The organism is Lysinibacillus fusiformis (genome assembly GCF_003049525.1).
In the GTDB taxonomy this organism is placed as follows: domain Bacteria; phylum Bacillota; class Bacilli; order Bacillales_A; family Planococcaceae; genus Lysinibacillus; species Lysinibacillus fusiformis.
Window position 1 is genome coordinate 1 of the sequence record NZ_PYWL01000008.1, and the last position, 18,539, is coordinate 18,539.

Here is an 18,539-nt window from a genome sequence, read left to right on the forward strand (position 1 = left end):
TGTCTCTCGAAGATGTACCTGTCTCGTTCATATAATTAAGTACATTCATTTTATAGTCAGCTGAATAGTTTGTATAGGACTTTAAGAAAGTCTCTACGCCATTTTTTTGATAACGGCGAACCCATTCACTGACAATCTGAGCTGTCACACCGATATCATTCGCAATTTCGATCAAAGTTTCATTTCCATTTAAATATCGTTGAACTGCTTGAATACGTTGTTCAACACTTACTTTTGTCATAAAAAAACCCCCGTAAAAGTTAGATTAATGTCTAACTTTTACGGGGCAGTTCAGTATTCTCAATGGCTCTTATCTACGGTCTGACCCGTGTTATTTTATTATCTAAATTATTGTAAGGAATTGGCTTGCATTTGATACATTTTTTCATAAATTCCACCAAGCTCAAGCAATTCATCATGTGTGCCATTCTCGACAATTTCCCCTCGATCTAACACTAGGATTCGATCTGCGTTTTTAATCGTAGAAAGTCGGTGGGCAATAATAAACGTTGTTCGTCCTTTTTTCAGGACATCCATGGCATGCTGAATAATCTCTTCTGTCTCTGTATCAATATTAGATGTTGCTTCATCCAGTATTAAAATGGCTGGATCGAAGGCAAGAGCTCTTGCAAAGGAAATGAGCTGACGTTGTCCTGAAGATAATGTACTTCCCTTCTCGATTACAGGCTCATCATAGCCATTTGGTAAATTCGCTAAAACACGTTCTCCTCCAACAGCATTTAAGGAAGCCTTAATCTTTTCTGGAGAAATGTTTGGGTTATTTAAGCTCACATTGGAGGCAATGGTTCCCGTGAATAAATACGGGTCTTGAAGCACAATTCCCATATGCTCCCGCATTGTTTGACGAGGGACAGATGTAATATCAACACCATCAATGGTTATTTTCCCTTTTGATGGATCATAAAAGCGGAATAGTAAGTTCATAATCGAACTTTTCCCGGAGCCTGTATGACCAACTAAGGCGATGGTTTCACCTTGATGGGCCTTGAATGAAAGGTTCTTAAGTACGTATTCATTGTCCTTATAGGCAAATGAAACATCCTCGAAAAGCACATTGCCCTTATATCTTGGTAAACTTTTTTCTGATACAGGCTCACCATCTGTATCTAGCACCTCAAACACACGTTTCCCAGCAATAAGAGAACGTTCAAGCTGAGAAAATTGGTTCACGATATTCGTAATAGGATTAAATAGCTTTGTTAAATAATCGACAAACGCATATAATGTACCCGCTGAAATCACTTCAGTGGCTGTATAGGATTGTGTACCAAAATAGACAATAAAGACTGTAAACATAATCATCCTTAAAGTATTCACCAGGTTAAAGGATGTGGCTGAATCAAGAACTAAAAGCTTTCGCTCGTAAGCGTAATGCTCATTATTCATATCATCAAATTCCTTCGTCATTTGTTGCTCACGTCGGAATGCTTGAATAATGGTCATCCCTTGAATAGATTCATTAATCATGGCATTAATATCGGCAATTTTCGTACGGATCACATCATTATATTTGGAAGCAAATTTTCGATACAAAATCATCCATAAATACACAATAGGAATCATCGTTAAAGCAAGCATTGCCATTTTCCAATTTAAAATAAAGAGTGCTATATAAACTCCAAAGATGGATATAAAGCTCGTCACAAAATTGGAGAGCACCTGTACATATAAATTCCGAACCGCCTCTGTATCATTTGTAACACGCGCAACAATTTTGCCCGCTGGTAAATTATCAAAGTACTGGATCGGTAATGTTTGAATATGTTCAAACACATCTTTACGTAATTTTTGAACAACCCGATTCGCACCAATTTGTAAGTAAATATACATAAAATAGCGTAATATCGCTGTAGCAATAGCTAATAGTAAATAAACAATTAATAACCACGTAATCGGTTTGATTTCAATATGACCAATCGTCATGTAATTATCAATAATATGTTTAGCAATAAATGGCCCAACAAGCTCCGTAAAAACGGCGATTGTTAAGAAGAATAAGCCTAGAAAAATAGGCTTTTTAAAATACATTGCATAGCGCATTAAACGTTGACTCGTACTCATGAGGCACCTCCTTCTAGCTGCTGACGGTCAAATTGCTCCTTGTACCATCCTTGTCGTGAAAGAAGTTCCTCATGTGTTCCTTGCTCAACAACTTGCCCATCATCCAACACGATAATAATATCAGCATGTTGAATACCCGATAATCGGTGCGTGGTAATAATCGTTGTTTTCCCATCACGCTCTCGCTGAATATTTTCAATAATTCTAGCTTCTGTCTTTGCGTCAACAGCTGACAGTGAATCATCTAGCATTAAAATTTCAGGATCTTTAATTAATGCGCGAGCAATGGATACACGTTGCTTTTGACCGCCCGAAAGAGATACACCCTTTTCACCTACAAGCGTTTCAAGACCCATTGATAGATTTTCTAAATCCTTTTCAAAATACGCCGCACGTATCGCCTGCTGCAATTCTGCCTGGGTCGCATCTTCTTTCCCGAATAATATATTTTCACGAATAGTCCGTGAGAATAACACATGGTCTTGTGGTACATAGCCAATCCAATCTAGAATCTGCTCCTTCGTTTGAGCCGTAATGTCAATACCGTCAATAGAAAGCTGTCCCTGACCGATTGGATATTCACGTAATAATTGACGGAGGAAGGTTGTTTTCCCCGCGCCTGTCTTTCCAACAATTCCAAGTGTTTGACCTTTTTTCAATGACAATGAAACTTGTTGTAGATTTTTCACTTGGCTCATTGGATATTGGAATGTTAAATCATCAAAACCAATCGCTTTAGGTGTCGCAATCATTTGGGGATTCGGAATATTTTGAACATCCGCCTCATAGTTTAACGTTTCCTGTACACGATCGAGTGATGCATTCCCTTGTTGCATGACATTGATCAGCTCTCCAATGGCAAATATTGGCCAAACCGCTAATCCTAAATAAACATTAAAGGTAACAAGTTGCCCTACCGTCATGGCCTCCGTTGCCACTAAATGAGCACCATATCCGAGCGCAACAACATAGCTGATTCCTGTGCCCACTTTAGTAATCGGGCCAAATAAAGCGTTAATTTTAGCCGTATGAATATTTTTCTCATAAACGATTTCACTCATATCCGCAAAATTAGCCTCATCCTTTTTTTCCTGCACATAGGCACGCACTACTCGCACACCTGCGACTGATTCAAGAACACTGTCGTTTAATTCTCCAAAAGAATCCTGAGCCTTCATATAACGTTCATGAACAATCTTTCCTAAATATTGAATGAGGATGGCCATAATAGGAACGGGTAGCATAGCAAAGAGTGTTAGCTTCCAAGAAATCATATAGCCCATTGCAAAAATGATAAAACCCATATAAATCGTTGAGTCAATCAACGTCATAATCCCAAATCCCGCAGTCGTAGAAACGGCATTTAAGTCATTTGTTGCCCGAGCCATTAAGTCCCCGGTGCGATTTTTTTCATAAAAGGTTGGAGTCATTCGTAAAAAATGCTGCATCAAATTACGACGTAAAATTTTTTCAAGGTTAATAGCCCCTTCAAATAGTCGGAATTGCCACACAAAATTTAGCAGATAACCCCCAATAATAATCCCGACAAAAATAAACACATACTTTGTTAAAATAGCTGGCGTCATTTCCCCTGCAGTCAATATATCAATAATTGAGCCCAGTAAATACGGAGGGACAACCTCTAACCCACTGGCAATCATCAATAGCACAATCGCGACTGTATATTGTTTCCAATATCGTTTGAAGAACCAGCCTAATTTACTTAAAACATCAAACATACATGATAACCTTCTTTCTTCCGTACTGTTGTAGCATGGCTACCCACTTTCTAGAAATTCCTTTTTGAAAATCATTCGTCGTACAGTGTTTCGCATAAACATACACTCCTTTTTTGGTTTTCACTATAACCTTTTTAGGCACCAAAAAAGACACATACCCCTCCAAAGAGCATGTGTCTCTTATAAAAGGCAGGAACAAATCCATACCTTTATGTGCAATCTTAAATAAGCGTTAGGCATGGACAATGTATGTAGCTGTGATTGAATATGATACTGATGAAATTAACATTGTCATGCCCTCCTTTGGTTTATTTGTTATAGTGTTCTTGAAGATTATCACACTATAGAAATAATTGTCAACTATTCCCCAGTTATTTTTTATCATTTTCAGGGAAATAGTTAGCGCTTTAAAGCACTAAAATACAATTTTATACCAAAGACCCAAAAGGAAAGCATGTTCGTCATTTATTGCTTTTAACATTACATTATTTTTTGATAGCTTACATTAACCTAAAGACTGAAATGAACTGGCGTGAGAAAAATTTTGCTACGAGCTCAGCGATCTTTTAAGAAAGTAGCATTCTTCTTTTTCTTTCTAGCTGTCTATATATCATCATTATTATTTTTTAGTTATTTATTATTTAGTTATTTATTATTTAGTTATTTATTAATTAGTTATTTATTAATTAGTAGTGGCGGGTTTTCCGTTACTGGTTTAGCCGTTTACGGATAAACCGTAAGCGGTGATTTTTGCATGTATTGCCTGTACCTCTTTTTTAGCTAGCAACTAGACTCCAAATTTTCTCAAACCTACCGAAAAAACTATGTTTATATACTATATTTATATATTATATCGTTACAGCATAATCATTCACCCCTTCTATAGTACGATCTATCAACTATATAACTAGTTAAACATCTTCTAGGGACATATTCGGTCATTTATTGAATTTCCCACTATCGAATATTCCTAAAATTTTCTTCTCGTGATACACTTTTTAATAATAGTCATTTAAGTAAGGGGTCTTTACGTTGAAATCATTTTTCATTGTAGGGATTGGCGGCATTGTTGGAGCCATTTGCCGATATGGCCTGAGCCTTGCCATTCCAAACTCGGAAGGTTTTCCATCCACAACATTATGTATAAATTTACTTGGCTGCTTTTGCCTAGCATGGCTTTTCACTACTTTTACAAAGCGCACACCCGTTGTACTTGGGATTGGCACTGGTTTTTGCGGAGCCTTTACTACTTATTCAACATTTTCCTTAGAGACATTATTACTCGTTCAACAAAATGAGTGGCTCCTAGCAGTTCTCTATGTTGTCATAAGTGTTGTAGGCGGTTTAATATGCGCCTGGTTGGGTATTCGTCTTGCAAGGGGGCGACTGGCATGATTCTTGTCGGGATTGGTGGATTTTTTGGCGCCATTTTAAGGTTTTATTTAGGCAAACTATTGGCCCATCCGTATCCGTGGGCAACTTTTATTATCAATTGTACAGGTTCCTTTGCACTCGGTCTTGTTTTTGCCCTCCATCTCAGTGATTGGTTATGGCAGCTGATTGGCATTGGTTTTTTAGGAGCTTATACAACATTTTCGACTTTTGGATTTGAATCATTACAGTTAATTGAACAGCGAAAATGGGGGCAAGTAATAAGCTATATCGCCAGTACCCTGCTGTTTGGCATACTATTTGCCACCATTGGTTATTTTGCCGTGTAAAAGAGGTGATAGGAATGACACAGCCATCCAATGAGCTACTACAAGAATTAGAACTTGAGATTGAACATGCACTCTATACCCTGATCGACCTAGAATTAGCAGAAAATTATGCGGCGATGAACACACAATTTGCTCAACTACTTGCAAAGGTTCAGGCAGCACAGCTCATCGACTATAAGCTTGATGTTCTCGTAGAGCCCCAAGCCTTTGCCACGGAAACTTGTATTCTACTACAAAGCTTAATTGAAGCGAAGACAAGGCCCAATAAGCGGCATCGATTATTAACACATCGGATGATATTAAAAATATGGTTACGGAAAAATCAACGCTTCATGAAAGAATTTTTACCGCAAATGTTTTAGGCGTCTCTTAGTTTTATAAAGGCGCCTATTTTAAATGTATAGGTTCTTTTATTTTCCCATCCTCTGTCGAATCAAATGCAGTTGTCTGTTGTGAATCTTAGCCTTTTTCCTTCTGTCATCTTGTGCAGTTAATTGATGTGATTTACCTCAAAACTTGACTCACCGTATTCTTTTGCCCTTGCCCTACTGAAAACGTGTCCCATACTACTTTCAACAAAAAAGGAAAAAGTTCGATTGGTAAACAAATCGTTTACCAATCGAACTTTTAAGGACTTGAATAACAAACACCTTTTATTGCGGGTTTATCATTATTAAGTGCTATTCTTTTATTGCTTCATACGTAAATACCTGTGAACCATTTGTTGGATATTTATTATACTCATAATCTGAAGAAATCGTTACATCCTTAAATCCAATATCTTGTAAAATTCCTCTAAACTCTTCTACTCCATACCACTTTAACGGGAAGATCTCTAACTCAGTATCAATTAGTTTAGTGTTTTCCCATTTCTGATATTTATTGTGAGTAATCGTAAATTGATTAATGTAATCCACATCTACCAATACTTCTTCCAATGTTATAGAGTCACCGTCTTGATTCTTAAATACCCTAGTTGAAACATACCCCTTCTCAAACGAATCAGGAAGGAAAGTGTCTACTATTAAACGGCCTCCATCCTCTAAATGATCATAAAAACACTTTAAGGCTTTTAAAGAATCTTCTCTTTGATGTAATAATAGGAATGAACCAGTCGGAATAATAATCGCCTCATATTTTTGTTCCAAAGAAAAATTGCACATATTTAATGAATATAGATTTGGTGTAAGCTCACTTTCTGCACAATTTTTTTTGCATAATTGTAACATGTCATCAGAAAGATCAAAACCTTCAATATTTAGTCCTTTATGCAATAAAGGTATTAGGATACGACCATTACCAACGGCAGGCTCTAATATCTTTCCCTTTACACCTTCTAACCTTTTTGAATAATACTCTACATCTCCAAATGATTTACCAATATATTTATCTATATCATATAATTCTGTAGATAAACTACCATAAAAGCTTACCATCACTATTCCCCTATCTAACATTTATTTGTTTTCTGTGCTTGTAACATTTTCTTTTGTTTTAAAACATCTCTATTCTCTCTTTTATCCTTTAATGTCTCCACTCCCTCTTCTTTATATCTTTCTCTTAATTTATACCGTCGAAGATTTGTAGGTACTAAGCTTTTCGAAGGTTCAGTCTCTAAAAGCTTTGAAACGCCTGTTGAGTCATATGATTTTAAATCATAAACTTCAGAAAAATAACTATCGGCTGTACCTGATTCATAGTGCTTTATCTCTGGATAAGAAGAAATAACGCCTTCATAATTTCTTAAAACTACTTTCTCAGGACTCTGGGAAAGTATATAATTTGGCTGTAACGCTATCTTCCCACCTCCGTTTGGTGCATCTACCACGAATGTGGGCACAGCATAACCAGAAGTATGTCCTCTTAAAGATTCAATTATTTCCAATCCTTTAGAAATAGGCGCTCTAAAATGGCTAATCCCCTCAGACAGGTCACACTGATAAATATAGTATGGTCTAACTCTGATTTTCACTAAATCATGTACTAATTTTTTCATTATTGGCACACTATCATTTATCCCTGTCAGAATAACAGACTGGTTCCCCACTGGAACCCCCGCATTGACTAACTTCTCGCAGGCTTCTTTCGCCTCATCAGTTAACTCGATCGACGTATTAAAGTGTGTATTTAGCCATACAGGATGATATTTTTTTAGAATCGAACACAACTCAGTCGTTATTCTTTGAGGAAATACGACTGGTGCTCTAGTACCAATCCGAATTATTTCAACATGCGGTATATCTCTTAAACTGCTTAAAATATATTCAAGAATTTTATCGTTAATTAATAAAGCATCTCCGCCAGACAATAAAACGTCTCTAATTTCTTCATTATTCCTAATATAATCAATAGCTCTATCAAGCTGCTTTTTAGGTACTGCCATCCCCACCTGCCCAGAAAATCTTCTTCTTGTACAATATCGACAATACATGGAGCATTGGTTGGTAACTAGGAACAATACTCTATCAGGATACCTATGAGTTATACCTGGTACAGGGGAATCTTCATCTTCATCCAATGGATCCTCTAGATCATAATGACTCTTCATAATTTCAGCAGATAATGGCACTGACTGCATACGTATTGGACATCGTACATCATCAGGATTCATTAAAGATGCATAATAAGGAGTTATATTTAAAGGAATCGTTTGTAGAGAAATTTTGACTCCTTCTTCTTCTTCCTCAGTTAAGTTTACAACTTTCTTTAAATCATCTAAAGTTTTAATAGTGTTCGTTAATTGCCAATGCCAATCATCCCATTGCTCTTTGGTAATATCTTTCCAAAGTTCAATTTCCCTATAATGTCTTCTTTCACCTGGTTTAAGTTTAGTTTGCATGAATCACCCCTCCTTTGATGTTGGTATAAATATTCATGAGTTCCTGTCTCAATTCTTTAGCAGGCTCCTCATTCTCACTCAAGTAAAAATGACCACCATTAAAATACCTACACTTATAGTCATTGAGCGCCATTTTCTCCCACAGTTTAACTTCCCCATCAGGAACTGCTGAATCTTGTGTACCTAACCAAAGTTCCATTGGATAGTTGACCAATGCTTTATCATCGAATTTAAATGTATCAAGCAAATGAAAATCTCTGCCTGTAACATCCACTATTGAATTGAATAGTCTCGAGTCAGACTCAAGCTCATTTGGCACTCCACCTAGCCTTCTAATATCTGCTATAATACTTTCCCTCGTTCGCCTCGTAAACGGAGCTTCAGGATACGTCGCATGATTAGCTACAGTTATGGGGGACCTAGCAGCTGAAATAATTAATTTTTTAATATATTGACTTTTCTCATCCAGTAAACTTGATAAAGCATAGACAAATAGTCCTCCCAAACTATGACCAAATAAAACAGCTGGGCGATCAATATAATGAAATACCGTTTTAAATAGATATTCTTTTGCCTCACAAAATGTTGATAGGAAGGGTAAATCATTTGTCATTCCTCTACCAGGTAATTCAAACAAACATACTTCTACATCTTCAGGTAAATCTCTCACTAAAGGAACCATTGAAAGTGCTGAACCTCCAGCATGATGAAAACATAGCAATTTTAATTTTGCATGTGGACTTGGGTTATATACTAAATATCCTTTTTCTTGTTTCATCTTCACAATCTATGACCACCTATTATTTTCATAGCTTCCTCTACTGTAAGCTCGCCTTGTTTCACTTTTTCAAGTACTTCAATTTTGCTGTAAGATGGAATAGTACTTTCTGCAATAGGCTCTGCCTCTTTTCTAGCTGTAATTTCTTCTACAAACCGATTGATAGTTGGATATCGGAAAAGATCACCAACTACAAACTCATATGAAGGTAACACTTTTCGAAGTAAGTTATATAATTTCAGTACAATTAAAGAGTGGCCACCTTGATCGAATAGACTCCGATTCAACTGTACTTTTTTTCCTAAAACTACTTCCCATGTCTCTCTTACCATATCAACCATATCGCCTGACATTGAGATAGTCGACGTAGCGGTTAATTGATTCAGTAATTCTTCAGCTTGTTTCCTTAGCGACACTCTATCAATCTTGCCATTCGTATTGCGAGGTAGCTTTTCTAATGGAACGATTACATTCGGAATAGCAAAATCCGGAAGTATCTTAGAAATCCTACTATTAATTGTCTCAATACTTTGGTCTGTCCCACTGATAAAGGCAATTAAAGTATTTTCACCGTTATTACTTGGAAGACAGCTAACAAAGCATTCCATACCAGGTTGAAGTGATAATAACGCGTTCTCTACTTCTCCTAATTCTAATCGATAGCCTCGAATTTTTACTTGCTGATCACTGCGTCCATAAAATTCTATCACTCCATTAGCATTTAATCTTACTAGATCACCTGTCCGGAAGTAGCTAACACCATCCAGAGTATAACAAGTGGAGGTAACTAAACCCTCCTCGGTTACATAGCCTTTTGTTATTTGTTTCCCTCCAATGTGTAATTCACCTATCATGCCAGGAGCTACAGAATTACCTGTTTTATCAACAATTCTCAGCATTGTTCCCGGTAATGGTTTACCTATTGGACAAAGTCCTGAGTTAGAACTATCCTGATTGTTATTACACATATAAACTAGAGACTCAATTGTACATTCACTTAGACCATAACCATTATAAAAATTGACGCCTTCCCAAAGCATGTCACATATTTCATTCTTTTCTTCAAGTCTGAACGTATCAGCACCTACTACGATTGTTTTTAAATCTTTTAAGACCCTATTTTCTTCATTTAAAAAGTGGATAAATTCCCTTACTAAAACAGGTGTTGACTCTAAAAATGAAACATTATATTTAGCTGCCATTTCTGCTAAATAGGCCATATCAATTCTTTTTTCTTCCTCGCAAACAAACAAATATCCATTCGTTGACCATGCCTTCAGCAAATCACCTAAAAAAACATCCGATGTCCAACTCCCTAGTTGAAGAACATACTGTTCACTATCAAGGTGATAAAATTGTTTCCAGCTTTGTATGATTTGTGACAACCCTTCTGCTTTTAATGAAACAATTTTAGGTTCTCCTGTACTACCAGAAGTAGAAATATAATAAGCCACATCTCCCGAGTTAAACTTGTAGGCCTCACTTATTATTTCTTTCTCATCCGTACTACGTTCAATAATCGTTGGAATGTTATCTAGGAATAATAATGTTTTAGGCTGCAATATCTCTAATATACGTTTAGTTCTTGCTTCAGGTATACTCGTATCAATAGCACACCATGCAGCGCCTATTGTCCAAGCAGCAAAAATACCGATTGCTGTTTCAATACCTTTTTTTCCTACCAATGCAACAGTATCCCCACTCTGTACCCCTTCTTTGAGTAGTTCATTAGCCACAATATTGATATATCTTTTCACATCTTGATAACTTAAATTTCTTTGTCCATCTGAAATGGCTAAAGAATCTTCCCTGTAGTCTCCTAAAATAGATTGAATCGAAAAATTTTCAGACGTTGCAGAAACAGCTGTTGTTAAAACATTTTTTAAATATAGCTCTTCGATTTGTGTTAAGTTAATATTTTTAACCAACATATTATTATAGTTATCTATATTTTCAAATATATACTCAAGAGAATCTAGAAGTCTCAGAAGCTCTGTTTGCTCATAACGTTGTTGATCCCAACCTAATCGTAAGCATATGGAGCCTTGTGTAATATCAAATGTTACTGATAAAGGATCAGAGCTTGTTCCATACTGGTGAACCAAATCACCATTCTTTTTATTATTTAAGCTTCCCTTGAAATTTTGGAAAATGACAGAGGTTTTAAAGATTTCTGTATTTCCAGATACACCACCAAGCTGTAATAATTTAGAATACGGAATTCCGCTATTTTCAGATACATCTTGCAGATGATCCATTGTCTGGAGGCATACTTCTTTTAATGTTAGTTCATCTTCTATACCTATTTTGACTGGTAATGTGTTTATGAGCATCCCATTCATATCACTCGACTCTATTAATTGATACGGTCTTAATGCAAAAGTCGAACCTACGTATAGCTTATTCGTATGTTGATATCGATTAATTAACACGCCCCATATTGTTAAAGCGATGCTTGAAGTAGTCACTCTGTTCTTAATGCTATAGGCATGAAGATTTTCTGCCGCTCTCTTACTTAACTCTTTATCCAAATACTTAAATAATGGTTTTTGACCCATATGTTGTGATTTTTCTATCGCTAATGTTTCTGCTTCAGCTAAATCACTTAACACATTTCCCCAATATTTTTCCAGCCCTTTTTGATACATTGGATCATTAATATAATGTAAATATGGTTCGATATCTGGACGAATTGCTAATGAAGTGACATCCTTATTTAAAAGCTTAAAGAAATCTTCAAGTGTCTGAGCAATTGACCAACCATCCATAATAATATGATGATGCACCCATACTAATAGATTTTTAGAAGGTTTCCAGTTTTGAATAAGGTAAAATTGTTGTGTCTTATTTAGCAACGTTCGCTGTAGCCTACCAATCTCACTTTTAAACCAATTCTCTATATTCATAAATTCATCTTGAATCCATAAATAATTAACCTCTAATACATTAATTTCTTCTACATTGCTTTGAATAATTTGAATTGGTTCTATCTCTTGCTCCCACTCGAATTTTGTTCTTAATGCTGGATTGGCTCTGGCAGTATTTAACCAAGCTTCTTGAATCTCTTTGAATGTAAATGAGTTAGGAATTTCATAAGACAGAATTTGCCAATACGCTTCTGACGCTGGGTCTTTTAATGTTTCCATTAACATAACCAATTGCAATGGTGTTAACGGGAGTTTTTTTTCATTTTGTACCATTCTATGCTAACCTCCTTCCACATTATTTAAGTATGAGAGACATCTCTGATACCGTAGGGTGCTTCAAAAAGTCTTTCGGAGTAATGTCAATACCATTGGTACGCAATTTAGATACTATTTGAAGTGATTTAATGGAATCTCCACCGATTTCAAAAAAGTTATCATCGATACCTATTTCGTTAACCTTTAGCACTTCAGCCCAAACCTCTACAATTGATTTTTCCAGTTCGGTCGTTGGCTCCCTAAATGTATTTTGAGCACCGTCTGCAAGGTATTGTGAAGCTTCTAAGCTAAGTAGTTTTCTGTCTCTTTTTCCGCTAGATGTTAATGGTAATTTTTCTAACTCAACGAACATCGATGGGATATACGTTACTGGTAAGTCTTTAGAAACAGCTTTTTTCAAATCATTTCTGCTTAGACTATCTTTCACATTTAAAGTGTAGAAGCAGACTAAGCATGGTTTGTTATTTTGATCATGCCCTAATACGACTGCTGCATCGTTAACTTGTGATTGCTGTATAACACAAGCTTCAATTTCTTCTATCTCAATCCTTACACCATTTACCTTAACTTGTGAATCTTTCCTACCTAGAAAATCTAAACTGCCATTCGCTGAAATTTTTACCAAATCACCAGACTTGTAAAAGGTTTTTCCATTTCGCTTTACAAAAACTTTGTCCGTTTCGATTTCATTCTTGAAATAACCTTTTGCTAAAGAAGGTCCTCCAATCATTAATTCACCTGGAAAACCTTTTGGAACTGGTAGCCCGGCTTCATCGACCACTTCCATTTCTACATACGGTAATGGAAAACCAATATTATAATGATCTTTTGTTACCTGTTGAACCGTAACTTCAATCCCTGCCTCAGTTGGACCATATAAATTGAATGCTTCGACTTGTGGTAACAACTCATTTATTTTTTTAGCTAATGGAGCTGGTAGTGCTTCCCCACTTAAATGAAGATACTTTAATGGCAATTTGTAATCTTTTTGAGAGTCCATTTCATTAAGCATTAATTGCAACACAGAAGGGACAAAATGACACAAATCAATTGACTCATCACAAATAAATTTCAGTAAACCTAAAGGATCACGATGCAAGTCTTTAGGAGCAACAATTAACGTAGCACCTGTACAAAGGGTATAAAATATTTCCCAAACAGATACATCAAATGTATATGGCGTTTTAAATAACGTTTTATTACCAGGTTTAAGCTTATTTTGTTTTTTTTGCCATTCGATGCGTAAAGAAGCCCCTAAATGTGGACATACTACACCTTTCGGCTCACCCGTCGAGCCAGAAGTAAACATAAGATATGCTGGATCATCGACAGAGATAGGTCCCATTACTTTTACATTATTTTTAACTATATTTTTTTCTAGAGTATTTACAATTTCCCATTCTCCATATGGTATTTCATCTATTGTATTTACCATTAAAACCTTTGGATTTAATCGCTCTAATAATTTCTGTGTTCTTGCTATAGGATGCTCCGTATCTAAAGGAACATATACTGCGCCTGCTTTCAGAACACCTAGTATTACTGCAATGGCATCTATTCCTCTGTCCATATACATAGGCACGTAATCGCCTTTTTCAATACCCATTGATAGCAGTAATGAAGAATATTTTTCTGCTTCTTGATTGAGTTGTTCATATGTTAATGCTCTATCCAGCTCTTGAATGGCAATATAATCCTTATATTTTTTCGCTGCCTCTTCAAATTGACAGTGGAGTGGCTTAGCCTTTTGTAATAGTTCCCCATTATCATTGGAGGATATAATGGAACCTTTAGTAAATGCAGTACCCCATAATTGATCTGGTTCATTTATTAATGAGGCAAGTAAACTCAAATAATTCTTCGCCAACAATTGAATCTCTACTTCTGTAAAATGGGCAAATGAATATTCTATATGTCCTTTTACTTCTCCATTTTCCACATTGAAGAAACAACTTAAAGGGAATCTTGATCCACCAGTATCTTGCTCGATAAAGCTTGTGTTGATATTCTTTAAATCCATTTCAAGATTCACTTTAAGACTGAATGTATTATTTACTACATCAAGATACTCTCTTTTATCAATGTTAGCCGCAATGTCAACAATTGAGAAATCTCCATGAGCAATATTTTCATGAACAGTGTTACTAATTTCAAGCAGGAGCTCTTTAAAAGAGGCCTTTTTATTTAATGAAAGCGTTAAAGGAACTAAATTAACAAACATTCCAACATCATTTAAACTTTCATTTGTTCTGCCATGATAAGGAATTCCTATCGTTATTGTATCTTGCATGCAATATTTTGCTAAATTTAGTGCCCAAGCAGTTAGTAATATTGTAAACTGACTCAATTTCATTTCCTGTGAAAATTGATCAATTTTTTTACCTAGCCCTTTATGGCTTTCAATCTCTAAAATCTTTCCAATTCTTATATATTCTTCGGATTTCTCTTGAATAGGTAGTTGAGCAAGTTTAAATGCCTTAGATTGCTCAAACCAAAAATCCTTCAAATTTTGATCCTGTGATTTTTTAACCAATTTATTGATATTCTTATATAAATTTTCAGAACTACTTGATTTTATGTCATCTATAGTAATTTCCTCATTATAAACTTTAGCTATATTTTGCAGTATATTTTTTAAAGATAAGCCATCACATACAATATGATGAGATACAAGTACAAAAACAGCTCCTGCATTCTCTGTATGAATGATTGCCCCTCTAAACAATAAATCGCTCTCTAACTGGAAAGGTTGATTATAAATTGTCTTTGCAAGTGTGCGCGCCTCCTCCATATTTTTCACCTGTAAGATTTGTATGTGATGATCCAGATGCTCTACTATTTCATCTATATTTCTAATTTTTTGTTCAATTCCATAGGAGGTATTTTCTCTAAAATTCACAAAAAAGGCGGCATTTTTCTTTATGATATTGACAAAGGCACTATAAAACTTATGTTCATCAAAAAGACCGTTAATCTGAAAAGTAGCGCCTACATTATAAAATGGATTTCCTTCATTTGTTTTCCACAAATACCAAAGACCTTTCTGCATACTCGTTGCAGGAAACCACTCGTTTTGATTAAACATAGTAGGTTCATTATTTGATGATAAGGCTGGTAAAGTAGAAAGAATATCCAATAAATTACATGGTTTTCTCTGCTGCTGTACTTGCCATGGTAAACAATCAACATTAAATGCTTTTGAAACATTCATAGCAATTTGTGCTGCGTCTAAGGAATTTCCTCCAACTTCAAATAAATCTGTTTGTGATGAGCATTTTAAGTTTAAGGTTGAAGAAAAAATATCAATAATCTTTTGCAAAGATTCACTTATATTCGATGAAGATTCAAGTAATTGTTTACTATTGAAATATTCTATATGCTGTTTGTTCAACAATTCACGATCTATTTTCCCGTTTCTAGTCAACGGTAAATGTTTATGAAAAATAAGTTGAACGGGTATCATATTTTTAGGCAGCTTCTCTTTCAAATAGCTAAATAGTTCAAGTTCTGAAATCGATGATTCCTCTTCTAAGACAATGGATGCTGTCAATAGCGTATTTGAAGCTATATGTAATGGTAGTGCTATAGCTTGACTTACTCTATTATGTTTTTGAAGAGTACTTTCAATATCCCCTAATTCAATTCTCACTCCATTAATGCTTAATTGAAAATCTTCTCTACCATGGAAATTAAAATTCCCTTGAACATCTCTACTTACGACATCTCCAGTGTTGTAGACTCTTACATTTTCACCGTCAATTTCTAACTGTTTAAATTTTTCATTTGTCTCATGCGGCAAATTAATATACTCTCGCGCTAATCCATCACCAGATATCCATAGTGTTCCTCTTCTATCTACCTCATGAATGATTTGTAAATTTCGATCTAAAATAAAACACTTTACATAAGGTAAAGCGGAACCAATATGAGGTAGCTTTTTCACCTTGCCATCTGCTCTCTCTACAATCCCAGAAGTACTTACAACAGTCCCTTCACTTGGTCCATAATTGTTAACCACATGAAAAGGTAAATCTTTTGAAGGGTATTTTGTTAGTTTATCTCCCCCTACTAAAAGATATTTTAAAGCTACGTGACTATTATCCCAGTCCAGTTCCATTAGTCGCTCAGCAATAGGGGTAGATACAAATGAATGCGTTACTTGGTGCTTTATCCAAGTATTTTTTAGAAGCTCTGGATTAAGTCTTTCATCTATTGTCGTCATATATATAGACGCTCTGGAAGCTATTGCACCCCAAATCTCCCAAATGGAAGCGTCAAATCCAGGTGAAGAGGTTAAAGATACTATTGAATCTTTTGTCACATCAAACGTTTTTGTATGCCAATCGATTAAGCGATTTAAAGAATTCCATTCAACGACTACACCCTTAGGTTTGCCTGTAGTACCTGATGTAAAAACAATATAAGCAGCTGATTTCAAAGAAAAATGAATATTTATGTTAATATCCTTATGATCCAGATTAAAATGCTGAAGAACATCATCAAGCTTAAAAGTGATCTGATCTTGAAAAGCATTTGCCTTATAAATATCTGGATGGGTAATGATTATGCTAGGTTTGATATCGTCAATGATGTTGTCGATTCTGTCCCTTGGTGTTTCTGGATCAATACAAACAATAACCCCACCAGCAATAAATGTTGATAAATGTGCAACAAGAAGAGCAGGTGACCTCCTAAGAACAATCAAAACCTTTTGTTCACAGCCCGGTTTAATCCCCTTCTCTTGCATAGCGGTTGCTAATTTAAACGATTTATGAGTCAATTGTTTTAAACTGTATTTTTTTTGATTGAACCATAAGCTTTGTCCGTCATAGTAATCAATTTCTTCACTAAAAAAACTTTCATAGAAATTTGACATTCTATTACCCCAATCTAACAAATTATTTACAACTATTAATTTTTAGATATTTAGAATATAAATTCGGATTTGCGATTGATAACTTTAAAATTTCTAATGTTTCATTTTTATGGAATCCTTTATGCGTTAAAATAGAGAAAAATTGTTGAGATAAACTTGCCACTCTATGAGAATCTACTGTAATTTGTTTGCTCTCTTTCATCTCTTTCAATTCCTGTTTAATGAGCTGATAAGGAGAATGGATTTCTCTTTCAAAGTCTATCTTATCGATTTTCGCTTTAAAAGGTGTCCCAATGATAACTCTTAAACAGGCTTGTAAAAAGTGGATAGTCTCTTCTACTTTTAACATATTCTCATTAAGATTATTTAAAATAGAATGGATGCCATTTTTCTCGTTAACCGGTATCGCTCGATAATCAGGATATTCCATCTTCATAATATCCGTTAGAATTGTTTTAGGACCCATCTCAATAAATGTGTCAACATCTTTATTAATGAGAACGTTCATAACTTTTGGCCATCTAACACTTTCGGTAAGTTGTTTACTTAATTGATCTGCTATTTCGTCAGCCCTACTGTATAGTTGACCTGTAGCGCAGGAAAATATAGGATATTGACAATCATTCATCTTTGTTTGCTGTAGAGCTGCTTTAAATCGTATTTCTGCAGGCTTCATGAGTCTACTATGAGCTGGAACACTAACAGGTAGTATCTTTGTAACGGCTCCCTTTTTCTGTAACTCAATGGATGCCTGCTCCAATGCGCTTTTATGACCACTTAGCACAATTTGATTTGTCGAATTAAAGTTTGCAACAGTTACATGATTATTGTCAGTATCTAATCTTTGACATACTTCCTCCACTTCTTCTCCACTAAGTCCAAAGCAAACAACCATACCGCCTTCTTGAGTACATTCACTCATAGCAGTTGCACGAAGCTTTACTAATTCAACGGACTTTGCAAAAGGGATTCCGTCGGCAGCAACTACTGCCGACAGTTCACCTAGACTATGTCCAGTTAAATAGAGTTGTTTTACATCATTATTCTTTTTAAATATCTCCCAGCAGGCAATACTATAAACTAGAATTGCAGGCTGAACTATTACCGTATTACGAAGCTCTCCATTTTTGTTTTCACAAGCTTTCAATAAATCGTAGCCCAAAATATCGCTAGCCTCATTATACAAATCGCGAGCTATTTGGTAATTCTCGCATAATTCTTGTCCCATAGAATCATATTGTGAACCTTGACCCGGAAATACAATTGCAGTGTTCAAACGATATCCCTCCAAATGTTAATAG

Annotated in this window: 13 protein-coding genes; 4 read left to right on the top strand and 9 right to left on the bottom strand. The window is 35.5% G+C overall.

All coding sequences use genetic code 11. The features are described 5' to 3' along the window. The 3 genes from C9J29_RS16760 to C9J29_RS16770 form a co-directional block, all read right to left on the bottom strand. Nucleotides 1-241, bottom strand: a 241-nt coding sequence (locus C9J29_RS16760) for a helix-turn-helix domain-containing protein (RefSeq protein ID WP_153062681.1), incomplete at its 3' end; no start/stop codon positions are given. A 107-nt stretch (nt 242-348) separates the two neighbouring features. Next, entirely contained in the window at nt 349-2,082 is a 1,734-nt protein-coding gene (locus C9J29_RS16765) for an ABC transporter ATP-binding protein (RefSeq protein ID WP_090002630.1), read from the bottom strand. After that, nucleotides 2,079-3,821 (bottom strand): ABC transporter ATP-binding protein, encoded by a 1,743-nt coding sequence (locus C9J29_RS16770; RefSeq protein ID WP_008178515.1) that lies wholly within the window; start codon nt 3,819-3,821, stop codon nt 2,079-2,081. Before C9J29_RS16770 ends, C9J29_RS16765 begins: the two co-directional genes overlap by 4 nt. A gap of 544 nt (nt 3,822-4,365) precedes the next feature. On the opposite strand from C9J29_RS16770, the gene C9J29_RS24125 reads away from it, so the two are divergent. The 4 genes from C9J29_RS24125 to C9J29_RS16785 all read left to right on the top strand — a co-directional run bounded on the left by C9J29_RS24125 (nt 4,366) and on the right by C9J29_RS16785 (nt 5,904). Further along, entirely contained in the window at nt 4,366-4,554 is a 189-nt protein-coding gene (locus tag C9J29_RS24125) for a hypothetical protein (protein ID WP_141390428.1), read from the top strand. Nucleotides 4,555-4,853: 299 nt separating this feature from the next. Continuing rightward, complete coding sequence (gene crcB / locus C9J29_RS16775; protein WP_008178520.1) at nt 4,854-5,216, top strand: fluoride efflux transporter CrcB; 363 nt, start codon at nt 4,854-4,856, stop codon at nt 5,214-5,216. Next, nucleotides 5,213-5,542 carry a fluoride efflux transporter FluC gene (locus C9J29_RS16780; protein ID WP_008178522.1) on the top strand — a complete coding sequence of 110 codons (330 nt, stop codon included), beginning with the start codon at nt 5,213-5,215 and terminating at the stop codon, nt 5,540-5,542. Before crcB ends, C9J29_RS16780 begins: the two co-directional genes overlap by 4 nt. A gap of 14 nt (nt 5,543-5,556) precedes the next feature. Continuing rightward, nucleotides 5,557-5,904 (top strand): hypothetical protein, encoded by a 348-nt coding sequence (locus C9J29_RS16785; RefSeq protein WP_089986375.1) that lies wholly within the window; start codon nt 5,557-5,559, stop codon nt 5,902-5,904. Between the two features lie 318 nt (nt 5,905-6,222). Here C9J29_RS16785 and C9J29_RS16790 read toward each other — a convergent pair whose 3' ends face one another. The 6 genes from C9J29_RS16790 to fabD are packed head-to-tail and all read right to left on the bottom strand — an operon-like array spanning nt 6,223 to nt 18,514. Continuing rightward, complete coding sequence (locus C9J29_RS16790; protein WP_036222005.1) at nt 6,223-6,978, bottom strand: class I SAM-dependent methyltransferase; 756 nt, start codon at nt 6,976-6,978, stop codon at nt 6,223-6,225. Between the two features lie 14 nt (nt 6,979-6,992). Further along, complete coding sequence (gene kamA / locus C9J29_RS16795; RefSeq protein WP_089986374.1) at nt 6,993-8,381, bottom strand: lysine 2,3-aminomutase; 1,389 nt, start codon at nt 8,379-8,381, stop codon at nt 6,993-6,995. Further along, complete coding sequence (locus C9J29_RS16800) at nt 8,371-9,159, bottom strand: thioesterase II family protein (RefSeq protein WP_008178530.1); 789 nt, start codon at nt 9,157-9,159, stop codon at nt 8,371-8,373. Before C9J29_RS16800 ends, kamA begins: the two co-directional genes overlap by 11 nt. A 2-nt stretch (nt 9,160-9,161) precedes the next feature. Further along, nucleotides 9,162-12,359, bottom strand: a complete 3,198-nt coding sequence (locus C9J29_RS16805; protein ID WP_107922479.1) for a condensation domain-containing protein — start codon at nt 12,357-12,359, stop codon at nt 9,162-9,164. A gap of 22 nt (nt 12,360-12,381) precedes the next feature. Continuing rightward, the gene (locus C9J29_RS16810) at nt 12,382-17,238 is read right to left on the bottom strand and encodes a non-ribosomal peptide synthetase (protein WP_107922480.1); all 4,857 of its coding nucleotides are present in this window, start codon (nt 17,236-17,238) and stop codon (nt 12,382-12,384) included. A gap of 22 nt (nt 17,239-17,260) precedes the next feature. Beyond that, nucleotides 17,261-18,514 (bottom strand): ACP S-malonyltransferase, encoded by a 1,254-nt coding sequence (gene fabD / locus C9J29_RS16815; RefSeq protein ID WP_107922481.1) that lies wholly within the window; start codon nt 18,512-18,514, stop codon nt 17,261-17,263. Between the last annotated feature and the right edge of the window lie 25 nt (nt 18,515-18,539).